Origin of the sequence: Pectinatus frisingensis, from assembly GCF_015732285.1 — a bacterium.
Lineage (GTDB): Bacteria > Bacillota > Negativicutes > Selenomonadales > Selenomonadaceae > Pectinatus > Pectinatus frisingensis.
Window position 1 is genome coordinate 105,184 of sequence record NZ_WIQU01000014.1, and the last position, 19,947, is coordinate 125,130.

General features: G+C 39.5%; 19 protein-coding genes. 4 read left to right on the top strand and 15 right to left on the bottom strand.

What is annotated here, in order from left to right:
• Nucleotides 1-29 precede the first annotated feature (29 nt).
• Both I6751_RS01745 and I6751_RS01750 read right to left on the bottom strand, forming a co-directional pair.
• Entirely contained in the window at nucleotides 30-1,406 is a 1,377-nt protein-coding gene (locus I6751_RS01745) for an amino acid permease (protein ID WP_196590145.1), read from the bottom strand.
• A gap of 131 nt (nucleotides 1,407-1,537) precedes the next feature.
• Complete coding sequence (locus I6751_RS01750; RefSeq protein ID WP_196590144.1) at nucleotides 1,538-2,419, bottom strand: LysR family transcriptional regulator; 882 nt, start codon at nucleotides 2,417-2,419, stop codon at nucleotides 1,538-1,540.
• A 222-nt stretch (nucleotides 2,420-2,641) separates the two neighbouring features.
• On the opposite strand from I6751_RS01750, the gene alsS reads away from it, so the two are divergent.
• The 4 genes from alsS to I6751_RS01770 all read left to right on the top strand — a co-directional run bounded on the left by alsS (nucleotide 2,642) and on the right by I6751_RS01770 (nucleotide 8,364).
• Nucleotides 2,642-4,354 carry an acetolactate synthase AlsS gene (gene alsS / locus I6751_RS01755; RefSeq protein ID WP_231037762.1) on the top strand — a complete coding sequence of 571 codons (1,713 nt, stop codon included), beginning with the start codon at nucleotides 2,642-2,644 and terminating at the stop codon, nucleotides 4,352-4,354.
• A gap of 31 nt (nucleotides 4,355-4,385) precedes the next feature.
• Nucleotides 4,386-5,111, top strand: coding sequence for an acetolactate decarboxylase (gene budA / locus I6751_RS01760; RefSeq protein ID WP_182187872.1), 726 nt, complete (start codon nucleotides 4,386-4,388; stop codon nucleotides 5,109-5,111).
• A gap of 139 nt (nucleotides 5,112-5,250) precedes the next feature.
• The gene (locus tag I6751_RS01765) at nucleotides 5,251-6,021 is read left to right on the top strand and encodes an SDR family NAD(P)-dependent oxidoreductase (RefSeq protein WP_196598971.1); all 771 of its coding nucleotides are present in this window, start codon (nucleotides 5,251-5,253) and stop codon (nucleotides 6,019-6,021) included.
• A gap of 456 nt (nucleotides 6,022-6,477) precedes the next feature.
• Nucleotides 6,478-8,364 carry a type I glutamate--ammonia ligase gene (locus I6751_RS01770; protein ID WP_196590142.1) on the top strand — a complete coding sequence of 629 codons (1,887 nt, stop codon included), beginning with the start codon at nucleotides 6,478-6,480 and terminating at the stop codon, nucleotides 8,362-8,364.
• A 71-nt stretch (nucleotides 8,365-8,435) separates the two neighbouring features.
• On the opposite strand, the gene hypE is transcribed toward I6751_RS01770, so the two are convergent.
• The 13 genes from hypE to dhaL form a co-directional block, all read right to left on the bottom strand.
• Complete coding sequence (hypE, locus tag I6751_RS01775; RefSeq protein ID WP_196590141.1) at nucleotides 8,436-9,443, bottom strand: hydrogenase expression/formation protein HypE; 1,008 nt, start codon at nucleotides 9,441-9,443, stop codon at nucleotides 8,436-8,438.
• Nucleotides 9,433-10,530, bottom strand: coding sequence for a hydrogenase formation protein HypD (hypD, locus tag I6751_RS01780; RefSeq protein ID WP_231037761.1), 1,098 nt, complete (start codon nucleotides 10,528-10,530; stop codon nucleotides 9,433-9,435). The genes hypE and hypD overlap by 11 nt, the downstream gene beginning before the upstream one ends.
• The gene (locus I6751_RS01785) at nucleotides 10,517-10,741 is read right to left on the bottom strand and encodes a HypC/HybG/HupF family hydrogenase formation chaperone (protein ID WP_196590140.1); all 225 of its coding nucleotides are present in this window, start codon (nucleotides 10,739-10,741) and stop codon (nucleotides 10,517-10,519) included. The genes hypD and I6751_RS01785 overlap by 14 nt, the downstream gene beginning before the upstream one ends.
• Nucleotides 10,741-13,047 carry a carbamoyltransferase HypF gene (hypF, locus tag I6751_RS01790; RefSeq protein ID WP_330998610.1) on the bottom strand — a complete coding sequence of 769 codons (2,307 nt, stop codon included), beginning with the start codon at nucleotides 13,045-13,047 and terminating at the stop codon, nucleotides 10,741-10,743. Before hypF ends, I6751_RS01785 begins: the two co-directional genes overlap by 1 nt.
• Nucleotides 13,031-13,513, bottom strand: a complete 483-nt coding sequence (locus I6751_RS01795) for a HyaD/HybD family hydrogenase maturation endopeptidase (protein ID WP_196590138.1) — start codon at nucleotides 13,511-13,513, stop codon at nucleotides 13,031-13,033. The genes hypF and I6751_RS01795 overlap by 17 nt, the downstream gene beginning before the upstream one ends.
• Nucleotides 13,513-14,184 (bottom strand): hydrogenase nickel incorporation protein HypB, encoded by a 672-nt coding sequence (hypB, locus tag I6751_RS01800; RefSeq protein WP_196590137.1) that lies wholly within the window; start codon nucleotides 14,182-14,184, stop codon nucleotides 13,513-13,515. The genes I6751_RS01795 and hypB overlap by 1 nt, the downstream gene beginning before the upstream one ends.
• A complete protein-coding gene (gene hypA / locus I6751_RS01805; protein ID WP_182187865.1) occupies nucleotides 14,184-14,525 on the bottom strand; it encodes a hydrogenase maturation nickel metallochaperone HypA in 342 nt (113 codons plus the stop codon). The genes hypB and hypA overlap by 1 nt, the downstream gene beginning before the upstream one ends.
• Nucleotides 14,526-14,593: 68 nt before the next feature.
• Complete coding sequence (locus I6751_RS01810) at nucleotides 14,594-14,836, bottom strand: hypothetical protein (protein WP_196590136.1); 243 nt, start codon at nucleotides 14,834-14,836, stop codon at nucleotides 14,594-14,596.
• A gap of 13 nt (nucleotides 14,837-14,849) precedes the next feature.
• Complete coding sequence (gene cybH / locus I6751_RS01815) at nucleotides 14,850-15,611, bottom strand: Ni/Fe-hydrogenase, b-type cytochrome subunit (protein ID WP_196590135.1); 762 nt, start codon at nucleotides 15,609-15,611, stop codon at nucleotides 14,850-14,852.
• Nucleotides 15,612-15,623: 12 nt separating this feature from the next.
• Complete coding sequence (locus I6751_RS01820; protein ID WP_196590134.1) at nucleotides 15,624-17,504, bottom strand: nickel-dependent hydrogenase large subunit; 1,881 nt, start codon at nucleotides 17,502-17,504, stop codon at nucleotides 15,624-15,626.
• An 8-nt stretch (nucleotides 17,505-17,512) separates the two neighbouring features.
• Nucleotides 17,513-18,637, bottom strand: a complete 1,125-nt coding sequence (locus I6751_RS01825) for a hydrogenase small subunit (RefSeq protein ID WP_196590133.1) — start codon at nucleotides 18,635-18,637, stop codon at nucleotides 17,513-17,515.
• A gap of 270 nt (nucleotides 18,638-18,907) precedes the next feature.
• Nucleotides 18,908-19,300, bottom strand: a complete 393-nt coding sequence (dhaM, locus tag I6751_RS01830; protein WP_196590132.1) for a dihydroxyacetone kinase phosphoryl donor subunit DhaM — start codon at nucleotides 19,298-19,300, stop codon at nucleotides 18,908-18,910.
• Nucleotides 19,301-19,317: 17 nt separating this feature from the next.
• A complete protein-coding gene (gene dhaL / locus I6751_RS01835; RefSeq protein WP_196590253.1) occupies nucleotides 19,318-19,938 on the bottom strand; it encodes a dihydroxyacetone kinase subunit DhaL in 621 nt (206 codons plus the stop codon).
• Between the last annotated feature and the right edge of the window lie 9 nt (nucleotides 19,939-19,947).

The window sequence follows — 19,947 nt, forward strand, 5'->3', positions numbered from 1 at the left end:
TCATGCTTCTTTATTCGTATCACTTTATATTATTTATTTAGCAGACTGTGTTTACAACTATAGCCAAAGTATATAAATAATCCTATAGTACACCAAACTATAAATCGTATCCATGTTTCAATCGGTAAATTATACATTAAATAACCACAGGAAAATACGGCCAGCGGTCCCACTGCCCATACTGCCGGGCAGCGAAATTTTCTTGGTAAATCGGGTTTTCTCAGCCGCAATACCATTACTCCCACCGCTGCAACAAAAAATGCCGACAAAGTACCGATATTGGCCATCTCAGCGATAACTCCAATGGGTGCAAATCCGGCAATAACCGATACTACGATGCAGCCGACTGTGGTAACTATATACGGAGTCCTATATTTCGAATGTATTTTGCAGATTTGGGCTGGAATCATACCGTCGCGACTCATAGCAAAGAAAATACGCGCTTGTCCATATAATAAAACCAAAAGCACTGTGGTAATACCGCAGATTGCCCCCACTCCTACTAATGCCGATCCGATATTATAACCAATATAACGCAGAGCATAGGCAACCGGTTCCGGATTATTGAGTGAAGTATATGGTACTACTCCAGTGAGAACACCTGCTACTGCGACATAAAGCAATGTGCAAATTATTAATGAACCGATCATTCCCCGCGGTAAATCACGGGCCGGATTCTTACATTCCTCAGCAGTAGTGGCTACAGCATCAAATCCAATATATGCAAAAAACACAATAGCGGCTCCACCGGCTACTCCCGAAAAACCAAATGGCATAAATGGATGCCAGTTCATTGTATCAACTTTAGGTCCTGCCAAAAACAAAAATATAAAAATAGCAAGCAGCTTAACTCCTACCAAAATACGATTCAATTTTGTACTTTCTTTGGTACCACGTACAAGAAAAAATGATAATAATAGTGTTATTAAAATTGCCGGTATATTTATTAATCCCCCATCTGCCGGAACATGCGTGAAAGCAAATGGAAGCTGCACACCCGCCGACTGAAAAAGCCCGGTAACGTACCCGGACCAGCCAGCGGCAACAGCACTTGATGTAACAGTATACTCCAGCACCAGATTCCACCCGACAATAAAAGCTACAATTTCACCCAATGAAGCATACGAGTATGTATAAGCGCTCCCTGAAATCGGTACAATTGAAGAAAATTCGGCATAAGCCAGTCCTGCCATCCCGCAGGCAAAACCGGAAATAATAAATGACAACATGACTGCAGGACCTGCATATTTAGCCGCTGCCACACCGGTCAGGACGAATATTCCTGTTCCTATCACGCCCCCTATTCCCAATAAAATAAGGTCTATAACTCCCAGATTTTTGACCATCCCCGATGCCAAGGCCATCTGCTTCATTTGTTCAATATCTTTTGTCCGAAAAAAATTCATAGCGCATCACATTCTCCTAGTATATTATGACTTTAGTTTTCTGCATCTTTACAATTATACTTTAATTTTTCTGCATAGCATATAGATTAATATTAGTTTTTTTAATTTTCTCCGCAAATTTATTGCGAAATTTAAATTTTTTTAAAAAACTGCTGCAGACTTTCAATGAGCTTAAGCGATGCCGCCGACATATGGCGGCCCTTACGATAAACTATACCAATAGTCCTTTTTATTGCCGTATCTGCAAACGGTATTGCTTTAATACTGCGCCGATTACACATACTGCGTACATAAAGATGCGGTAGTACACTCACCCCAATGTTTTGCTCTACCATTTCACGTAAATCATCCATTTGACTAAGTTCCAGTATTGGTGAAAACGGACAACCCTTTATTTTGCAAGCTTCATCAAAAATTCGTCTTATTATAAAATTTTCCGACATCAATATAAGCGGAACATCGCCAAGCTCTTTGAACTTTACTTGTTTTTTCCCTGCAAATGGATGATTTTGGGCCGTCATCACAACCATTTCTTCTTGGTATAGCGGAACACTAGTCAACTCCTTGTTGACAATTGGTAAAAATACCACACCAAAATCTAATTCATTTTGTACCAGTCTATGACATATCTGCTCTGTTGACAATTGCTGCAGTTCAATATGGATTTTAGGATATTCTTTATGGAACTCAATTATTGTTTCCATCATCAAATAAGTCCCCAGGCATGCTACCTTTATTCTCCCCAATGCCAATCCGTTAAGCTGGCTTATCTCTGTCCTGGCCTGTTCAATTGTATCAAAAATCCTCATGCTGTGTTTAAATAATATTTCCCCTGCAGGCGTAATCAAAACCGTTTTACCGACTCTGTCAAATAACTTAGCCCCTATTTCCTGTTCAAGTACTTGTATTTGCTGGCTCAATGTGGGTTGTGCTATATTAAGGCTTTCTGCCGCTTTTGTAAAATGACGATATTTACACACTGCCATAAAATATTGTAAATGTCTTATTTCCATTTTTAACCTCCATTATAGTTTATACCTATTATAATAATCGAAAAATATTAATTGAACAATCATTTTCTTTGTGTTATATTGTGTTTATGGAAAGGCACTAAATCAATTAATATCATTTATAGTAATTTTTGCTTTTTCATTTCTTGTATTTTTTCGGCCGGAAAAATTTGTTAATGAAAGACAGCCTATAAAAATATATGCTTTATTAAAGAAGGTATAGTCATGCAACAATTAGAAATGAAAAAAACTGTTGACGTAAAAACAGATTCTGCTCCGAAACAGCTTACCGGTGCAGAATTAGTAATAAAAAGTCTGGAAAAACAAGACGTAAAATACATTTTCGGTATCCCTGGCGCCAAAATTGATAAGGTATTTGATGTTCTGCAGGACCACGGTCCAAAACTCATCGTCTGCCGTCACGAACAAAATGCCGCTTTTATGGCAGCAGCAGTTGGACGCCTAACCTGTAAACCCGGTGTATGTCTTGCCACGTCGGGACCAGGTGCCACTAATCTGGTTACAGGACTTGCTACTGCAAACGCAGAAAATGATCCGGTAGTCGCATTAGTCGGCAATGTCAGCCGTGATGACAAACTAAAACAAACCCACCAGGCACTTGATAATATTGCAGTATTCAAGCCTATCACCAAATATAGTGCGGAAGTAATTCATCCCAGTACTGTTCCTGAAGTTATGATGAATGCTTTCCGTGCAGCCGAATCTTCTAAACAAGGTGCTGCTGTAGTAAGTTTTCCACAGGATGTGCTGGGTGAAACTACATCGGCAAGACCGCTAAATAATTTTACCAGATCAGAACTTGGCAGTGCTCCGGAAAATGCTGTCGAAAGAGCGATAGCCGCTTTAAAATATGCTAAAATGCCTGTAATATTGGCAGGTATACGGGCAAATCGTTTTTCTGTGGTGAGAGCGGTACGAACTTTATTAAAAAAATGCAGTATCCCCGTGATCGAAACATTTCAGGCATCCGGTCTTATCTCTCGGAATTTAGAAGAAAATTTTCTTGGCCGAGTCGGATTATTCCGCAATCAGCCCGGTGACCATGTTCTTGAAAAAGCCGATGTATTACTTACTATAGGCTACGACCCTGTAGAATATGATCCCAAATATTGGAATGATAATACAGACCGTATCATCATTCATTTAGATGAGAACTCTCCTGCTATCGACAACTGCTACCAACCCAATATAGAACTTATCGGCAACATTGAAGCAACTGTCAACGAAATTACCAAACGCTTGGATAAAGTAAGTATTGCCCCGGAAAATCTGCACTTTTTAGATATCATGCGTGATGAATTATCTGCCAATGATATCCCTCCAAGAAATAATTCTACCAACTTAGTTCATCCTCTGCAATTCATCCATGAACTACGCAGTGCAATCAGTGACAGCACGACAGTAACCTGCGATGTTGGTTCGCATTATATCTGGATGGCCCGTCATTTTCGGACTTATGAACCAAAAACACTGTTGTTCAGCAATGGTATGCAGACACTTGGCGTTGCCCTGCCTTGGGCAATAGCTGCCAGCCTTGTCAACAACAAAGCTAAAACTATTGCTATTTCCGGTGACGGTGGCTTCTTATTTTCTGCCATGGAATTGGAAACAGCCGTCCGTTTGAAACTGCCGATTGTCCATTTCGTTTGGAGGGATGGAACTTACAATATGGTTGCTTTTCAACAAATGATGAAGTACAATAGGACCTCGGGTATAAATTTTGGTTCTGTTGACGTGGTAAAGTATGCTGCTGCATTTGGCGCTAAGGGATTACGTGTCAATTCACCTGATGAACTGAATACCGTTTTAAATAAAGCATTGTCTTATAACGATTGTCCTGTAGTTGTCGATGTCCCGATAGATTATCGCGATAATATTAAACTTGGCATGCAAATATTGCCAAATCAACTTAATTAATCAATTGTTCATTTTGAAAGAGGTGTTATAAATGGACGTAAAATCTCGTTTATACAAACCTGGTGAAATATATCAGGTATCGACCATGACGGCACTATTAGACGGTGTCTATGATGGTGTTCTCAATTACGATCAGATAAAACAACATGGTAATTTTGGTATTGGTACTTTTTCTCACCTGGATGGTGAGTTAATTGGTTTCGATGGCAACTTTTATCGGTTGCGCGGTGGTTGTGCAGTTCCAATGGTATCACAGGACCGTACGCCATTTTGTACCGTGACTTATTTTAATCCGCAAATTACCTATACAGTTGATAAACCAATGAATAAAATTACCTTCGAAAAATTATTGAAGAAACTTGTACCAAGCGAAAATCTATTTTATGCTGTATGTATCGATGGTATCTTTAAGGAAGTAAATACCCGTACTGTCAGCTATCAGGAAAAATATATTCCGATGACTGAAGCAGTAAATTCACAACAGACAATCAATTTCAAAAATGTAAAAGGAAAAATTGTCGGATTCTGGACACCCTTCTATGCCCAGGGAATTGCCGTTTCTGGCTACCATTTTCATTTTATTGATGATGCTTTACAAAAAGGCGGTCATGTATTTGACTATACAGTAGATGACGTGAAAATTTCCATTGATCAAAAAACTCATATGAATCTATATACACCTGATATAAAATCCTTTCTCAATGCAAAACTATCACGCAATGATTTAATGAATGAAATAAAAATTGCTGAAGGATAACGCTGTAATAAATAAAAAAGACTGTCACACGCAACATATGAATATACCGCGTGTGACAGTCTTTTTGTTTGACAGCGGACAACAATAAGCCTATGCTTAAAATATGAAGATTAATATCAATTATTCAGGGGTGAATATTATGAATATTGCTTTAATAAGTGGTGCATCCAGCGGTTTAGGATGTGAATTTGTCAAATTGCTTTCGCAAGAAGGTTCTCTTGACGCCATTTGGTGCATAGCCCGCTCTCAACCAAAATTGCTTGCTATGAAAAAATCACTGACCATGCCGTTGCAGTTGTTTTTTCTCGACCTTACCGACAAAAATTCTATTGATTCAATACAAACTGCCTTAAATAAAGAAAAACCCAATATCAAATGTTTGATCAACGCTGCCGGTATTGGTAAAATTGGCAGCTATAATGACATTTCCCTATCAGATTGTTCAACTATCGTTGATTTAAACTGTCGGGCAGCAATGCTGCTCACTCAAGCTGCATTGCCCTTTATGCATCCTCACAGCCATATACTTCAAATTTGTTCAACCGCAGCTTTCCAGCCACTTCCTTATTTCAATATTTATGCTGCAAGTAAAGTTTTTCTTTATTATTACAGCCGGGCGTTACAAATTGAACTTACTACACGTCACATATCGGTCACAGCCGTATGTCCTTACTGGATAAAAGATACTAATTTTATTGACACTGCCCAAAAAACTGCCGACAATACTTATATAAAACGATTTATCTTTGCTTCACGCTGTCAAAAAATTGCGATTAAAGCTTTGCATGACGCTAAAAGAGATCACAGCGTTTCCACACCAGGTATTATTTGTACAATACATCATTTTATCGCCAAATTCATTCCTTTTAGTATAATGATGCATGGTTGGAACATTGTCAGGAAGTTATAATCATTACAAAGCAAATTTATAATACCTTCCATATAATACAATACAAAAACGTTTAGTTCTACTTTAAAAAAATTTTAGATTCCAGACTGTATACCATTATATGATAGATTTTTTATTAAAATACTCAACCACAGATTCAATAAATAATTAACATGGTTTATATCATTAAAAGTGTCAATTTTATAATGTTTATCGGTACAGCAATTTATTTTTTTAATATAATTAGTATATTTTATATTTTTTCTTATATTATTATGACTTTTTAGCAATTACGTTTAAAATATATGATAACCCCCTAGACAAAAGTATGCAGATATGCTAATATATGAACGTAAAGATGTTAACAAGGCAATGGAGCCATATGATTACCTAATTTCTACATGTATCATGAGGGATTGGTTTATTCATGTGGTTTTTTTATTGCTTAAATTTTTAAAATTTAAAGGTGGTTTTCTTATGGATGATTTACTTTTTGTTATCCCCGCTAATTCTAAAAAAGAGGACATTCTCAGCAAATTAAAAGAACACCCAGAAATCAAATTTGTTTCATTAGTTGGGATTGATTTGGCAGGTAATGATACCGATGAAAAAATTCCTGTACAAATTTTCCTGGACGACATAGATAAATTCTATGAAGGTTCAGCAGTCCAGACTGATGGTTCTTCGGTGGTATTGACTAATATCGCAACTTTGAACAATGCTAAAGTTGATATGCCCATTGATCCATCTGTAAACTGGTTTATCGACTATAACATGGAAAACTTTGATGAAGAAGCAGAAAAACCAATCGGTACATTGCGCATTCCGGCTTTTCTCATTCATGAAGGCAAACGTGTAGATTCACGCGCTGTACTAACTGATACTTTAGCATTTGCAAAAAAAGAAATTATGGCACTATTTGCTGCTCATGATACTATATCCGGCCTTGAACATATCAAAGGCAGCGATGTTGAAGATATTATCTTCACTTCTGCAACTGAACTTGAATTTTGGGTCAAGACACCGCTTGAGGAAGCAGACATCCCTGAAATGAGCGCTTCTCAGGTCATGCAGGAACAATACTGGCAACGTACACGCGGTGCAGTTCGTTCAGCTTTGGAACAGACAATCCTCGCTATGCAATACTATGGTCTGGAACCAGAAATGGGACATAAGGAAGTCGGCGGCATGAAAGGCCAGATGGACTCCAACGGCAACCTTAGCCATGTTTGCGAACAGATTGAAATTGACTGGAAATTTGCAAATGCCGTACAAGCAGCCGACAATGAATTATTAGTCCGTACATTAGCTAAAGAAGTATTCCGCGCCAATGGTCTGGAAGTAAATTTCAAAGCAAAACCAATGATTGGACTTGCCGGTAATGGTGAACACACTCATATCGGTATGGCTGCAAAATTAAAAAGCGGTAAAGTTATCAATCTTTTCTCCCCTAAAGAAATGACAAAAGACTTTATGAGTTCTATCGGCTATGGTGCCATCATGGGCCTTTTGAAAAACTATGAAGTAATAAATCCATTTGTATCATCCACCAATGATTCTTTAAATCGTTTAAAACCCGGTTTTGAAGCACCGGTCTGCATAGTCACCTCACTGGGGCACAATCCGGCTATTCCTTCACGTAACCGCACAATTTTAGCAGGCCTTGTACGTGACATCAACAGTCCGATGGCTACACGTTTTGAATTGCGTGCCTGCAATCCTTATACTAACACTTATATTGCTTTGGCTGCTATTTACTCAGCCATCTTAGACGGCGTAAAATACGCTGTAAATAAAACCACTGATGCATTGCTCACCGAATTGTCCAAAGAAGCAGGTGAAGCTGCCGGTTATTTAGAAAAAGATCGTGCTTATCGCAGTGAAGAAGATGTATTTGAAGACTACAGTCAAGAAGAACGTGATCATTTATTCTCTGTTCCCCCTGCTACTGTCTGGGAAAATATGCAGGCTCTTAAAAATTATCCTGAAAAACGCTCTGTTGTCACTTCAGCCAATGCATTATGTGACCAGATTGTTGATGCTTTCGTTGCCGGTGAACTCGTTCGCTGGAAAACTGAACTCATCAGTCGTATAATTCCGGAAAACCGGGCAATTGTGAGTACCTGTAAGGAAATTGCCTCCAATTATGTAACTGACCAAGATGCTTATAACTGGAATAAAATCAATGACATCCGTTGTTATCTTGCCAAGGACAGCATTGATGAAAAATCATTGTTTACCCTTTTGATCAAAGCATTAAATGAAAATGATTTTGCTACGGCTTCCGGTCTGCAAATTGAAATGTATGATAAAATGGAAGAATTAAAAGCACTTTATGCCGCTTACAAAATGAACATGATTTAATTTTATAAATAAAAAAGACAAAAGCAACAGGATAAAACCTGTTACTTTTGTCTTTTTTATTGAATTCAATCTCAGCATATTCTTGGTATTTGTTCGCCAGCCGGCATGTCAACAATTCTTATTCCACCGATAATTGTCCGCAGACCGACTTCTCCACAACTTTTATCATTGGTCGTTCCTATCATACAGGCATTTTTACCATATCTATTTTCATGCATAACCTGCAACACTGCAGCAGTATCTTTGGGGTTGACAAAAACAATCATTTTCCCTTCATTAGCTAAATACAATGGATCAAATCCCAATATATCACAAAAGCCCTTAACTTCTTTCCTGACCGGGATTTTTTCTTCATCAATTATAATCCCCACCCGCGCCTGTTCGGCTATTTCATTAAGCACTGCTGCTGCTCCGCCACGAGTAGCATCACGCATCACGGCGACTTGTGGGGCTGCTTGAAGTACTTCTTTCACTAATCCATTAAGCGGGGCACAATCACTCTTAATATTTTCCGGCAGTTCCAAACCATGCCTTACTGCCATTACTGACGCAGCATGATCTCCTAGATAGCCGCTGACTATTATATCCATATTCGGACGTACATTCTGCGGGGCAATATCACTGCCTTCAATTAATTCACCAACACCGGCTGTATTAATAAAAATGCCATCACCACTGTTCTTATCAACTACCTTAGTATCACCAGTCACAATATATATTCCCGCTTCCTGAGCCGCTTCTCGCATTGTATTAACAATAGTCTGCAAATCAGACAGAGGAAAACCCTCTTCAATTATCATACCGACCGACAAATAACGAGGTATTGCTCCGGTCATTGATAAATCATTGACCGTCCCGCAAATAGCTAACTTACCAATATTTCCGCCACGAAAAAATAGTGGTTTTACGACATACGAATCGGTTGTAAAAGCAATATTATTTTTTAACAAAAGCTTTGCCCCATCATGCATCTGGCGCAAATATTTATTATCAAATGCCGGCAGCATCATTTTTTCTACCAGTTCACGGCTCTTCAAACCGCCTGCACCATGTGCCATTGTAATAAAACTATCGTCCATAATGATACCTTCCTTGTCCATATTTATACCATGCATGACAAGTTCCTTCAACAGAAACCATACATGCACCGGCCGGTTTATCCGGAGTGCAGGTTTTTTTAAACAGCGGACACTGTGTCGGTTTTATCAACCCTTTTAATATTTCACCACAGCGACAAACCGGATTTTCTCGTGATATTTCTTTTTCTACCGGTATTTGCTGCAAGGCATCATATTGAGCATACTTATCCTTAAGTATCATTCCTGATGCTTCTATTGTACCAAAACCGCGCCACTTTGCCGGTACACTATCAAAAACTTCTTTGATAACTGACTGGGCCACGCGATTTCCTTCTGGTTTAACCACCTGTTTATACGCATTTTCTATTTGTATCTGTCCAGTATTGACCTGCCTTGCCAGCATATACACAGCCTGTAAAATATCCAACGCTTCAAAACCTGTCACAACAGCCGGTTTCCTATATTTATCAGCAACAAAATCAAATGGTTTTTCTCCGGTTATTACACATACATGTCCGGGTAATAAAAATCCATCGACTTTTATCCGCGGGTCACTAAGCAGTGCATCAATAGGAGCATTCGTCCATTTATGTGATGATAGAATAAAAAAATTATTGATATGCTGTGCCATGGCTGTTTGTACTGTCACCGCCGTAAGTGGTGCCGTTGTTTCAAATCCCACTGCAAGAAATATGATTTGTTTTTGTGGATTTTCCTGAGATATTTGTAAAACGTCAAGCGGTGAATAAATTATCCGTACATCGGCTCCTTGTGCCTTAGCTTCATTTAAACTGGAACTAGTGCCTGGCACCTTTAACATATCACCAAAAGTTGCAATAATTGTATCTTTTCTTTTAGCATAAGCGATTGCCATATCCATATAATCATTAGGTGTCACACAAACAGGGCAGCCTGGACCACTAACAAGATCCACTTTTTCCGGCAGAAGCTGCCGTATCCCTGAACGAAAAATAGATACAGTATGTGTACCGCATACCTCCATGAAACGCACCGGTTTTTTTATCAGAGCATCTATTTGGTTAATAAAAAATGCCGCTGCCCTTCTACTTTCTTCAGGCATCATCATTTTGCGCTGCCTCTTTCAATAATTGCATTGTTAGTTCAGCTTCTGCCTCATCAATTATCTGAATTGCAAATCCGGCATGCATTAATACAAAATCTCCCTGATTTGCTTCCGGCAGCAACATCAGACTTATCTTGCGCCGTATTCCTTCAACCTCAACCGTCGCCATAGCATTATCTTTCTTCATGATTTTTGCTGGAACAGCCAGACACATTAATATCGCCCCATTTCTTTAGTCCTGTTTTCATTAATAACTGCACAGGCAACAGCTGCCTGCCCAAATGATAAACCACCATCATTAGTCGGAACTTTTCTATTTATATATACGGTGAATCTCTTCTGTAATGATTTTATTACTAAACTTGATAACGTAATATTTTGGAATACTCCGCCCGATAAAACCACCTTATTTATTCCGGTTTCCTCTTTAATTTTTTCTGCCATTTGTATAACGGCATCTGCCATTGTCATATGAAACGACATCGCTTTTTGAGGCAGAGTCATATTACTTAGCAGCATTGCGTCAAAAACTGGTAAAAAATCTATTTCATACTGATGATGCAAACTTATATCATACGGAAAAACAATGCCGTTACTATCGGCTGCAAGCTGCTCCAACTCAATAGCCGCCTGTCCTTCATAATTTATTTTACCTCTTATCCCCAATAATGCCGCAGCCGTATCAAATAATCTGCCGGCACTTGAACTCAAGGGTGAATTAAATTGCTGTCTGGCAATCTGCACAACCGTTTGCCAGTTATCTGGAACCAGATTCCACAGACCACAGGATACGTTCACAGCAGTACTTCCATAAAGTTTGTCCATAATAAACGCTGCAATACGCCACGGTTCTTTTATAGCTGCAACTGCCCCGGGCAACGGTAAATAAGAAAAATGTGCAACACGTTCATAAGACAAACAATCACAAAGGAAAATTTCTCCTCCCCACAGTTTTCCATCATCTCCATAACCGGTACCATCAAGAGCAATGCCAATAACCTTCTCCTTAATAGTGTTTTCCGCCAGTACAGATGCTATATGGGCATGATGATGTTGAACTTTTATCAATGGTAAATTCAGACTGCATGCATATTTAGTGGAAAAATATTCCGGATGCAGATCGCAGACAGCAATTTGAGGCTTTACGGCAAAAATTTTCTCATAATGCGCTATTGCAGCTTTATAAGCATTATTAGCCGCACTATTGGCCAAATTCCCTATATGATGACTCAAAAAAGCTTTATCCTCTTTCAACAAACAAAAAGTATTTTTTAGCTGACTGCCAACAGCTAAAACTGACAAATTATTTTTGTTAAAAGGAAATCTTAACGGTGTTGGAGCAAATCCTCTGCTGCGTCTTATATAGGAAGGTTTATTACCAATAATACGCAAGACAGAATCATCCACCCGCATATTAATCCGACGATTGTGCAACAAAAAATAATCGGCAATATTTTTTAGTCGGTCAACGGCATCATCATTTAAATAGGCTATCGGTTCCTCACTTATATTCGCACTAGTCATTACAAAAACATCCTCAGCCTGTAAAAGCAGGCAGTGTACAGGTGCATACGGCAGCATTACACCAAGATATACATTATTTGGTGCGACAGACTCTGCCAGATCATATTTATTTCTTTTGCGCAATAATACAATTGGTGCTGCCGGGCTTTTCAACAATATTTCCTCAAGAGGATTTATTTCACAAATTTCCCTGACCATACTAATCGAACCGGCCATTACTGCCAAAGCTTTATCAAATCGATTTTTTCGCCTGCGCAATTTATATACAGCAACCTCATTATAGGCATCACAAACAAGATGAAAACCGCCTATTCCCTTTATGGCAACTATTTTACCAGCCTTAATCAAATTATATGTTTTCTGCAATAATGTCTCGTTATCACGCGTCAATAATTTCCCATTATTATTTAATAATTCATAGTGGGGACCGCAAACAGCACAGGCATTAGGTTGTGCATGAAAACGACGATCCAGCGGATCCTCATATTCAGCCCGACAAGACTCACACATATTAAAAGGACTCATAGTAGTTTTGGCACGATCATAAGGAACATCCTCAACTATCGAAAAACGCGGTCCACAGTTAGTACAATTAATGAAGGGATAATGATACCGTCGATTGTCCTGATTTAACACTTCCTCACGGCATTGTGCACAAATAGCCAGATCTGGTGAAATAAATACCTGTCTGTTTTTTGCCGGCGGACTTTTTTTTATCACGAAAGATTTTTCTTCCGCAACAAGCTTTTCTTCTTTCACAACCACTTCACTTACAAAAGCCGCCGGTGGTGGTGTATCATGAATTTTTTTCACCATTATCCGTAATATTTCATCTGTACCTTGTACTTCAAGAAAAACACCATCTTCATCATTAAAAACAAAACCTGTGACTGAACTTTCCTGTGCCAGCCGATACACAAAAGGTCTAAACCCAACTCCCTGCACTATTCCCCTAACTCGTATTGCCAGTCTTTTCATATCAGTCGACCGTGGCAATGGGCATTATCTGCCATTGTTTCAACAAATCAATGATTTTATTCACCGTAGATTCCATTTCATTTGCAACAGCATTTGTCAGTTCCATGCCAAGTTCCACCACAGCCGGTTTTACCCCCATTACTATTATCTCCTGTACGGGATCTCCGGTAATTTTTAACGATGCCAGTAAATCGTTGATTCCCAGGTCATGTATTGATATTTTATTAGAAAAATATGTATTTACATCATTTCCCTTATAACAGAAAAAATCACCTGCCCTGCCATCTGCATTTATCGCATCGACAATGAGTAATTTTGTCGTACCTTCGATATAAGGCAATAAAACCATCCCCAAAGTTCCGCCGTCAATTATCTTAATATTTTCCGGCCAAACCATCTGCTGCAATCTTTCAATAACCCGCACGCCAAAGCCATCATCCTGCATAAGTATATTGCCAACACCCAGTATAGTTATTTTATCCATTATCTTTCATTTATCCGTTTCTGTTTTATCTGTACGGCATTTTTAAGCCATTCAGTCCATTTATCAATTCCAATATCCGTGCGACATGATGTTTCAATAATATTAACAGCCGGATTCAAGCAGGTAATATCATGCCGAGCTGCTTTCATATCAAAATTAGTAAATGACAATATATCAATTTTATTGAGCACTGCCGTTGCTGCTTCCTTGAAAATCAATGGATATTTAAGTGGTTTATCATCACCTTCGGTAATACTCAAAACAACAGCTTTATTATCTTCACCAATATTGAACTCTGCCGGACAGACAAGATTGCCGACATTTTCAATGATTATTAAATCCAGCTGCGCCAGATTCAATTTCCCTATGACGTTTTTTATCATCATGGCATCAAGGTGACACCCTCCACTTGTATTTATTTGTATTACCGGGACATTACAGCCGGCTATACGATCAGCATCTTTATTAGTAAATAAGTCTCCCTCGATTACTGCCATTTTCAATGAATTTTTAAGACTGACAATAGTTTTTTCTAATAATGACGTCTTTCCTGACCCCGGTGAACCTATTAAATTTAATACAAATATTCCATTTCTATCAAAAATTTCTTTATTTTGAAGCGCTTGTTTATCATTACTGCCCAAAATATTTTCCATTACCGGAACTTCCATCAATCCACCTCCAAATATTCGACACGCAGTTCCCTGCCTGAAATAATATCGACTTTAGCTGAATTACACTTTGGGCAAAAAAAATTGTACTTTACAATATGTCCCTGCCAGCCGCAATCATTACATTGTCCCAGCAAGGGCGTCCGGTGTAACTTTAATTCAGCATCTTCTGCAACAGTTCCCTCTGCCAGTGCCTTAAAACAAAACTCCAAAGATTCAAAAACGACACCGGCCATTTCACCAATTATCAATGATACTACCCGTACTTTTTTAGCATCATTTTTCCTGGCATAGCTTTCAACTATATCCATTATCCCCTGGGCCATTGCCATTTCATGCATATCTTTCGCCTGCCTGTACAAAAAGCTGCTACAATATTTTGCAGCAGCTTTTTGTGATAATTATTAACTTATATAGCTGCCTGCAAACCTTTCTGTTCAAAAACAGCCGTGATTTCGCTTAAACGCGTTTTGGCCGGATCATAATTGATCGTCGTTTCACCATCATGCGCATGAATATGAACGTGTAACACTCCTGCCAATCCCAAAAGTTTTTCTTCAATTATCTTAGCATTATCACCATCATACCCAGTCACAAAAAATTGTATCTGAGTTCCACTCCCATGTCCTGAACAGCCACATGTTGCACACATAATGAAACCTCCCTCAACCCTTTATTATTTTACCATTACTGTCTCTTATATCATTTATATCATCAGGTAAATGTGCTAAAATCTTCGTTCCTGAAATCATACTGGAAATTTCTCCCTCACGTTCCATAAAATCAGCACGCACTACCATATAAACATGCATTGCCGCAAATAAGAAAATGCCCCAGGCTACAATATGATGAATGACATGCAGTCCCATTTCACCAAAAGGAAGCGCAACCCAGCTAAATAAGAATGCCCCTACCCCATTGGGATTAACCTGAAAATACATAGAAAGCCCTGTAAAAATCTCCACTACAATTAATCCGTAAATCGCCACATAGGACATTCTAGCCATCGGATTACGCAAAAATTGCTTGTGTGAATATTTTAGCAGACAATAATGCATCATAACTTCAATAAAATCATCCCAGAATTTCATCTGAAAAAATCTGGGCAGCAATCTGTCACCTTTATTTATAATGTAACCATATATCCTGAATAAAAATGCTGCCGACAAAATAAACCCTGCTGTAAAATGAAGGTTCCTTATCCAGTCAACCGATAAATGCCATTCATTGAGCGTTACATACTGCCCTTCCCCCATTGACATCGGTGTCATTATAACTATACCGGTCGCAAACAAAGTTATTATACACAGTACCATCGTCCAATGAAAAATCCGCAAAAACGGACTAAAAATATAGTATCTGGTCAAGTGCTGCTGACTGCCTCCAGGTATAGATGTTTCAATAAATTCTTTTTGTTTCACCGCCATATTTGCCACCCCTTACATATACGGATCGGTACTGACCATGCTCAAAGTCCGCTTTTTACTGTCATATACGTGCGCTGCACACGCCAGACACGGATCAAATGAACGCACAGCTCTGACCACTTCCAGTGGTTTATCCGGTACCGCAAGCTGTGTATCCATCATGCTCATCTCATAGGCTCCCTGTCCGGCCTTATCATCACGTGGACAAGCATTCCAGGTGGTCGGTACGACAGCCTGATAATTCTTCACTTTTTTATCTTTTATTACTATCCAATGTGACAATGCGCCGCGCGGTGCTTCATACAGCCCAACACCCTTGAATTCTCCATCAGTCCAAGAAGATGGTTCCCATTTCAATGTATTAGCGATATTAGTATCACCTGTGCCAATATTTTTTACTAATTTATCAAAGAAATATTTTTCCATGATAGATGCCAGTTGTGCATCGAGAGAACGGGCAACAGTACGTCCTGCAGTTGATGGCAACCATTTTTCCGGCGGCAGTCCAAAAATTTTTGATACACTTTCGATCTGGGTCATCATAATTTGTTCCGCCCAAGTAGGTTGAATGATGCCTTTTTTTACTTTCGTATAAATGATTATATAGCGGGCTAAGGGTCCTACTTCACAAACTTTCCCACGCCATTTTGGTGTTTTTACCCACGAATATTTTTTATCCTTGCCTAATGTATCCCATTCCTTTTTATTACCATTGGCATCACCGGTATAATCAGGATCCGTTTCTCCGTCCCAAGGATGAAGTGCCTCATCATTTTTATACCATGCATGCTCAGCACTTTCCGTAACTACAGCACTATCCTCTAAGTCTTTGCCAGTAAGCGGGATATATTCCGCCTTGTCCACTCCCTGACCAAAATTTTCCACTACACCATCGCAGCGTACTAATGCTTCAGGTGCAAAATCCCTATGGGTAGCAAATGGTTCATCAGGATAAGCTCCAAATCCCAGTACACGCACCTTGGATAATCCGCCACCGTCAATTGCGCTGCCATGCTGAGCATGAATATGCGCTATTGCTAATACATCCGGCACATAGAAAGAATCCGTCAAATTACGTGCCGTAGCAATAGCCGTCTCAACAGCTGCCAATCGCTGACTGTTCACCGGTGCATTCATATCATTCATTGATATAGCACAGGACATGCCGCCAACGACATAGTGCGGATGCGGATTTTTTCCGCCAAAAATAACATGCGGTATGACTATTTCACGCTGTTTGTCAAGCATATTAAGATAATGAGCTATCCCCATCAAATGAACTTCGGGCGGCAACACTTTATAAGCCGGATGATCCCACCAATTAGCAGCAAAAATCCCTAATTGGTTAGAGTCAACCAGTTGCTTTATTTTGGCCTGGATATCTTTATAATAAGATGCGGATGCTTTAGGATACTCTTTGGGATAAGCACTAAAATCAAACCCCTGAGGTCCCTTTACCGGTATTGTGTAAGTTTTGAGTACAGTTTCCTGCAAAGCCGCAGTAGCAGCAGGATCAGCCTGTAAGGCTTCCAGTGGGCTCACCCAATCCAATGCATGCAGATGATAAAAATGAACTGTGTGGTCATGCACAGTTAGTGTAGCTGCCATGATGTTACGAATATAATGGGCATTTTTAGGGATTTTTATATTGAGTGCATCTTCAACAGCACGAACAGAAGCCAGTGCATGCGCTGTAGTACATACACCGCATATGCGCTGTACAAACGCCCACACATCACGTGGATCACGATTTTTTACAATGGTTTCAATACCACGCCATGCCGTTCCACTGGACAATGCATCATTTACCTTGCCTGTCGCCTCATCAACTTCGACTTCTAAACGTAAATGACCTTCTATACGGGTAACTGGATCAACTATAACTTTTTTCATTTATCAAATCAATCCTTTCCTCTGCTCCTGCGTTCCGCAGCTTCAGCTTTTTTCTTTTCTTCTTCCAATTCCTTTTGGTCTCGTTTCTTTTTCTGCACAGCTGAAGTAGCCAAATGAGCCGTTATCCCTACTGCCAAAGCACCAGTCACAGCCGCTCCTATTTTATCGATATTTCCCAACCCCAAACCAGCAAACTCTGGTAAACGACGATAAAACGGATCATTATCCCAAAAATTTTTACTAGTGCATCCAATGCAGCCATGTCCCGATTGAATAGGATAAGATAGTCCGTTCCACCAGCGCATATTACCACATGATGCATAGGTTTCTGGTCCACGACAGCCAAGTTTATACAAACACCAGCCAGCTCTTGCCCCGGCATCATTGAAGTCATTGGCATACATGCCGGCATCAAAGAATGGCCTGCGATAACAAGTATCATGGATACGATTTCCATAAAATTGTTTTGGACAGTTTTTGTTATCGAGCGGCGGTAGATTACCAAACATTGCGTAATGGGCAATTACTCCCGTCATTACTTCCGGAATAGGTGGGCAGCCTGGAACATTGATTATTGGTTTATTTCCAATAATTTCATTAAGCGATAATGCATGCGCCGGGTTAGGCCGCGCTGCCTGTATTCCACCCCATGCAGCACAAGTTCCATAGGCAATGATTGCAGCAGCTCCTGCGGCAGCTTCTTTTACTTGATTTAAAAACGGTTTGCCTCCAACCATGCAGAATCCACCACTCGGATCTGCAGGTATGGCTCCTTCTACAGCCAAAATATACTGTCCCTTGTAAGTCTTCATTACTTCTTGCAAATGATCTTCAAAAAATTCACCGGAAGCGGCACCCAATGTATCATCATATTCCAATGCTATCATATTAAGAATGACATCAGATGTCATCGGTGCCGATGAACGCAAAAAAGACTCACTGCAGCCAGTACATTCATGTCCGTGCAGCCATATAACAACCGGTAATCTTTTTTCTGCTGCTTTCACTACTTTAGGCAGCATTGCCGGGGCAAGACCAAGCAAAGCTGTCATCGCTGAGCAGGCTTTGATAAAACTTCTGCGACTCATTCCCTTTTTTTGGTACATGTCCCAGATAGAATCATATTTTTCCATGTTGAACCCCCTAAACATGTCACACCATATTGTAAATTAAAATTTACATTTGACTTTATTATAACTCTTGTTTATTTTATTAGTCAAAATTAATTTTAAAATTTATCATTAATAGTAAAATTATATAAATTCTGCCTATTATTATATTATTGGTAATATTTAAGTCATAGATAATTATTGCAATTCAACTATTAAAAGCATCATATAAAGATACCCCCTGGAAAATAAAGTTACTATATTTTCCAGGGGTGTACAGATAACTAATTTACCTCATTGTTTTTCCATATTACGCGCACCATATGCCGTTTCCAGAACCTTTTCCAAAGGACTCCCCATAGCAGCTTCAACTGCACCGGCAATCGCTCCTTCAACTATTGGCGCATTTGCTAAACAAACTCTCTGAGCCAGTTGAGGATCAATCATTTCCTTAGCTAATCCCACACTCATTACAGCGCTGCCCAAATCAGCAAATACTGCTACCCCATCGCCTTTATCTGCCGCTTCAATAGCCGCCTGTATCTTCATAGGGTCACTGCCTATATCTCCAGTATCTGTACCCCCGGCAGCAATGATCAACTGATCCTTCCGGGCCATTTGCAATGCTAACTCTTTTACACCTTCAGCAATTTTTACACTATGTGAAACTATTACAATACCTACCATTATTGTTTTTCCTCCAGTTATTCCAAATAATTATAAAGAGCCTCCAACATAACAGTAGATGATGTTGCTCCCGGATCTTGATGACCAATACTGCGTTCTGCCAAATAACTGGCCCTGCCCTTAGTAGCAATAATTGTTTTTGTGTATTCTACCCCTTTTTGCGCCGCCTGCACAGCATCTGCTAAACATTCTACTTCTGTTTTTCCTGCTTTAATGGCAATATCCATCGCTTCAGATGCCGGTATTAAAGCATCCAGCATTGTTTTTTCACCTTTTTTAGCTTTACCGCGATCTTGAATTCCCTTGATTGCCGCATCAAGCATAGCTTTTGCCGTTACTGCATCTATTTCAGTTTTACCCGCGCATACACCTGACGCGCGCAAAAAAGCTGTTCCGTACAACGGACCGGCTGCCCCGCCTACACTGGAAATAAGCCCCATGCCAACAGTTTTTAAAAGTGTGGTTAAATCAATATTATCATCCAATACAGCAATTTTTTTAAAAACACTTTCAAACCCACGCGCCATATTTATACCATGATCTCCATCCCCAATAGCCTGATCAAGATCCGTCAAATAGCTTTTTTTATCTATAACAGCCTGTCCCACTACTCTTAAGGCTTCTTTAGCCGTTGTCATCAATATCGG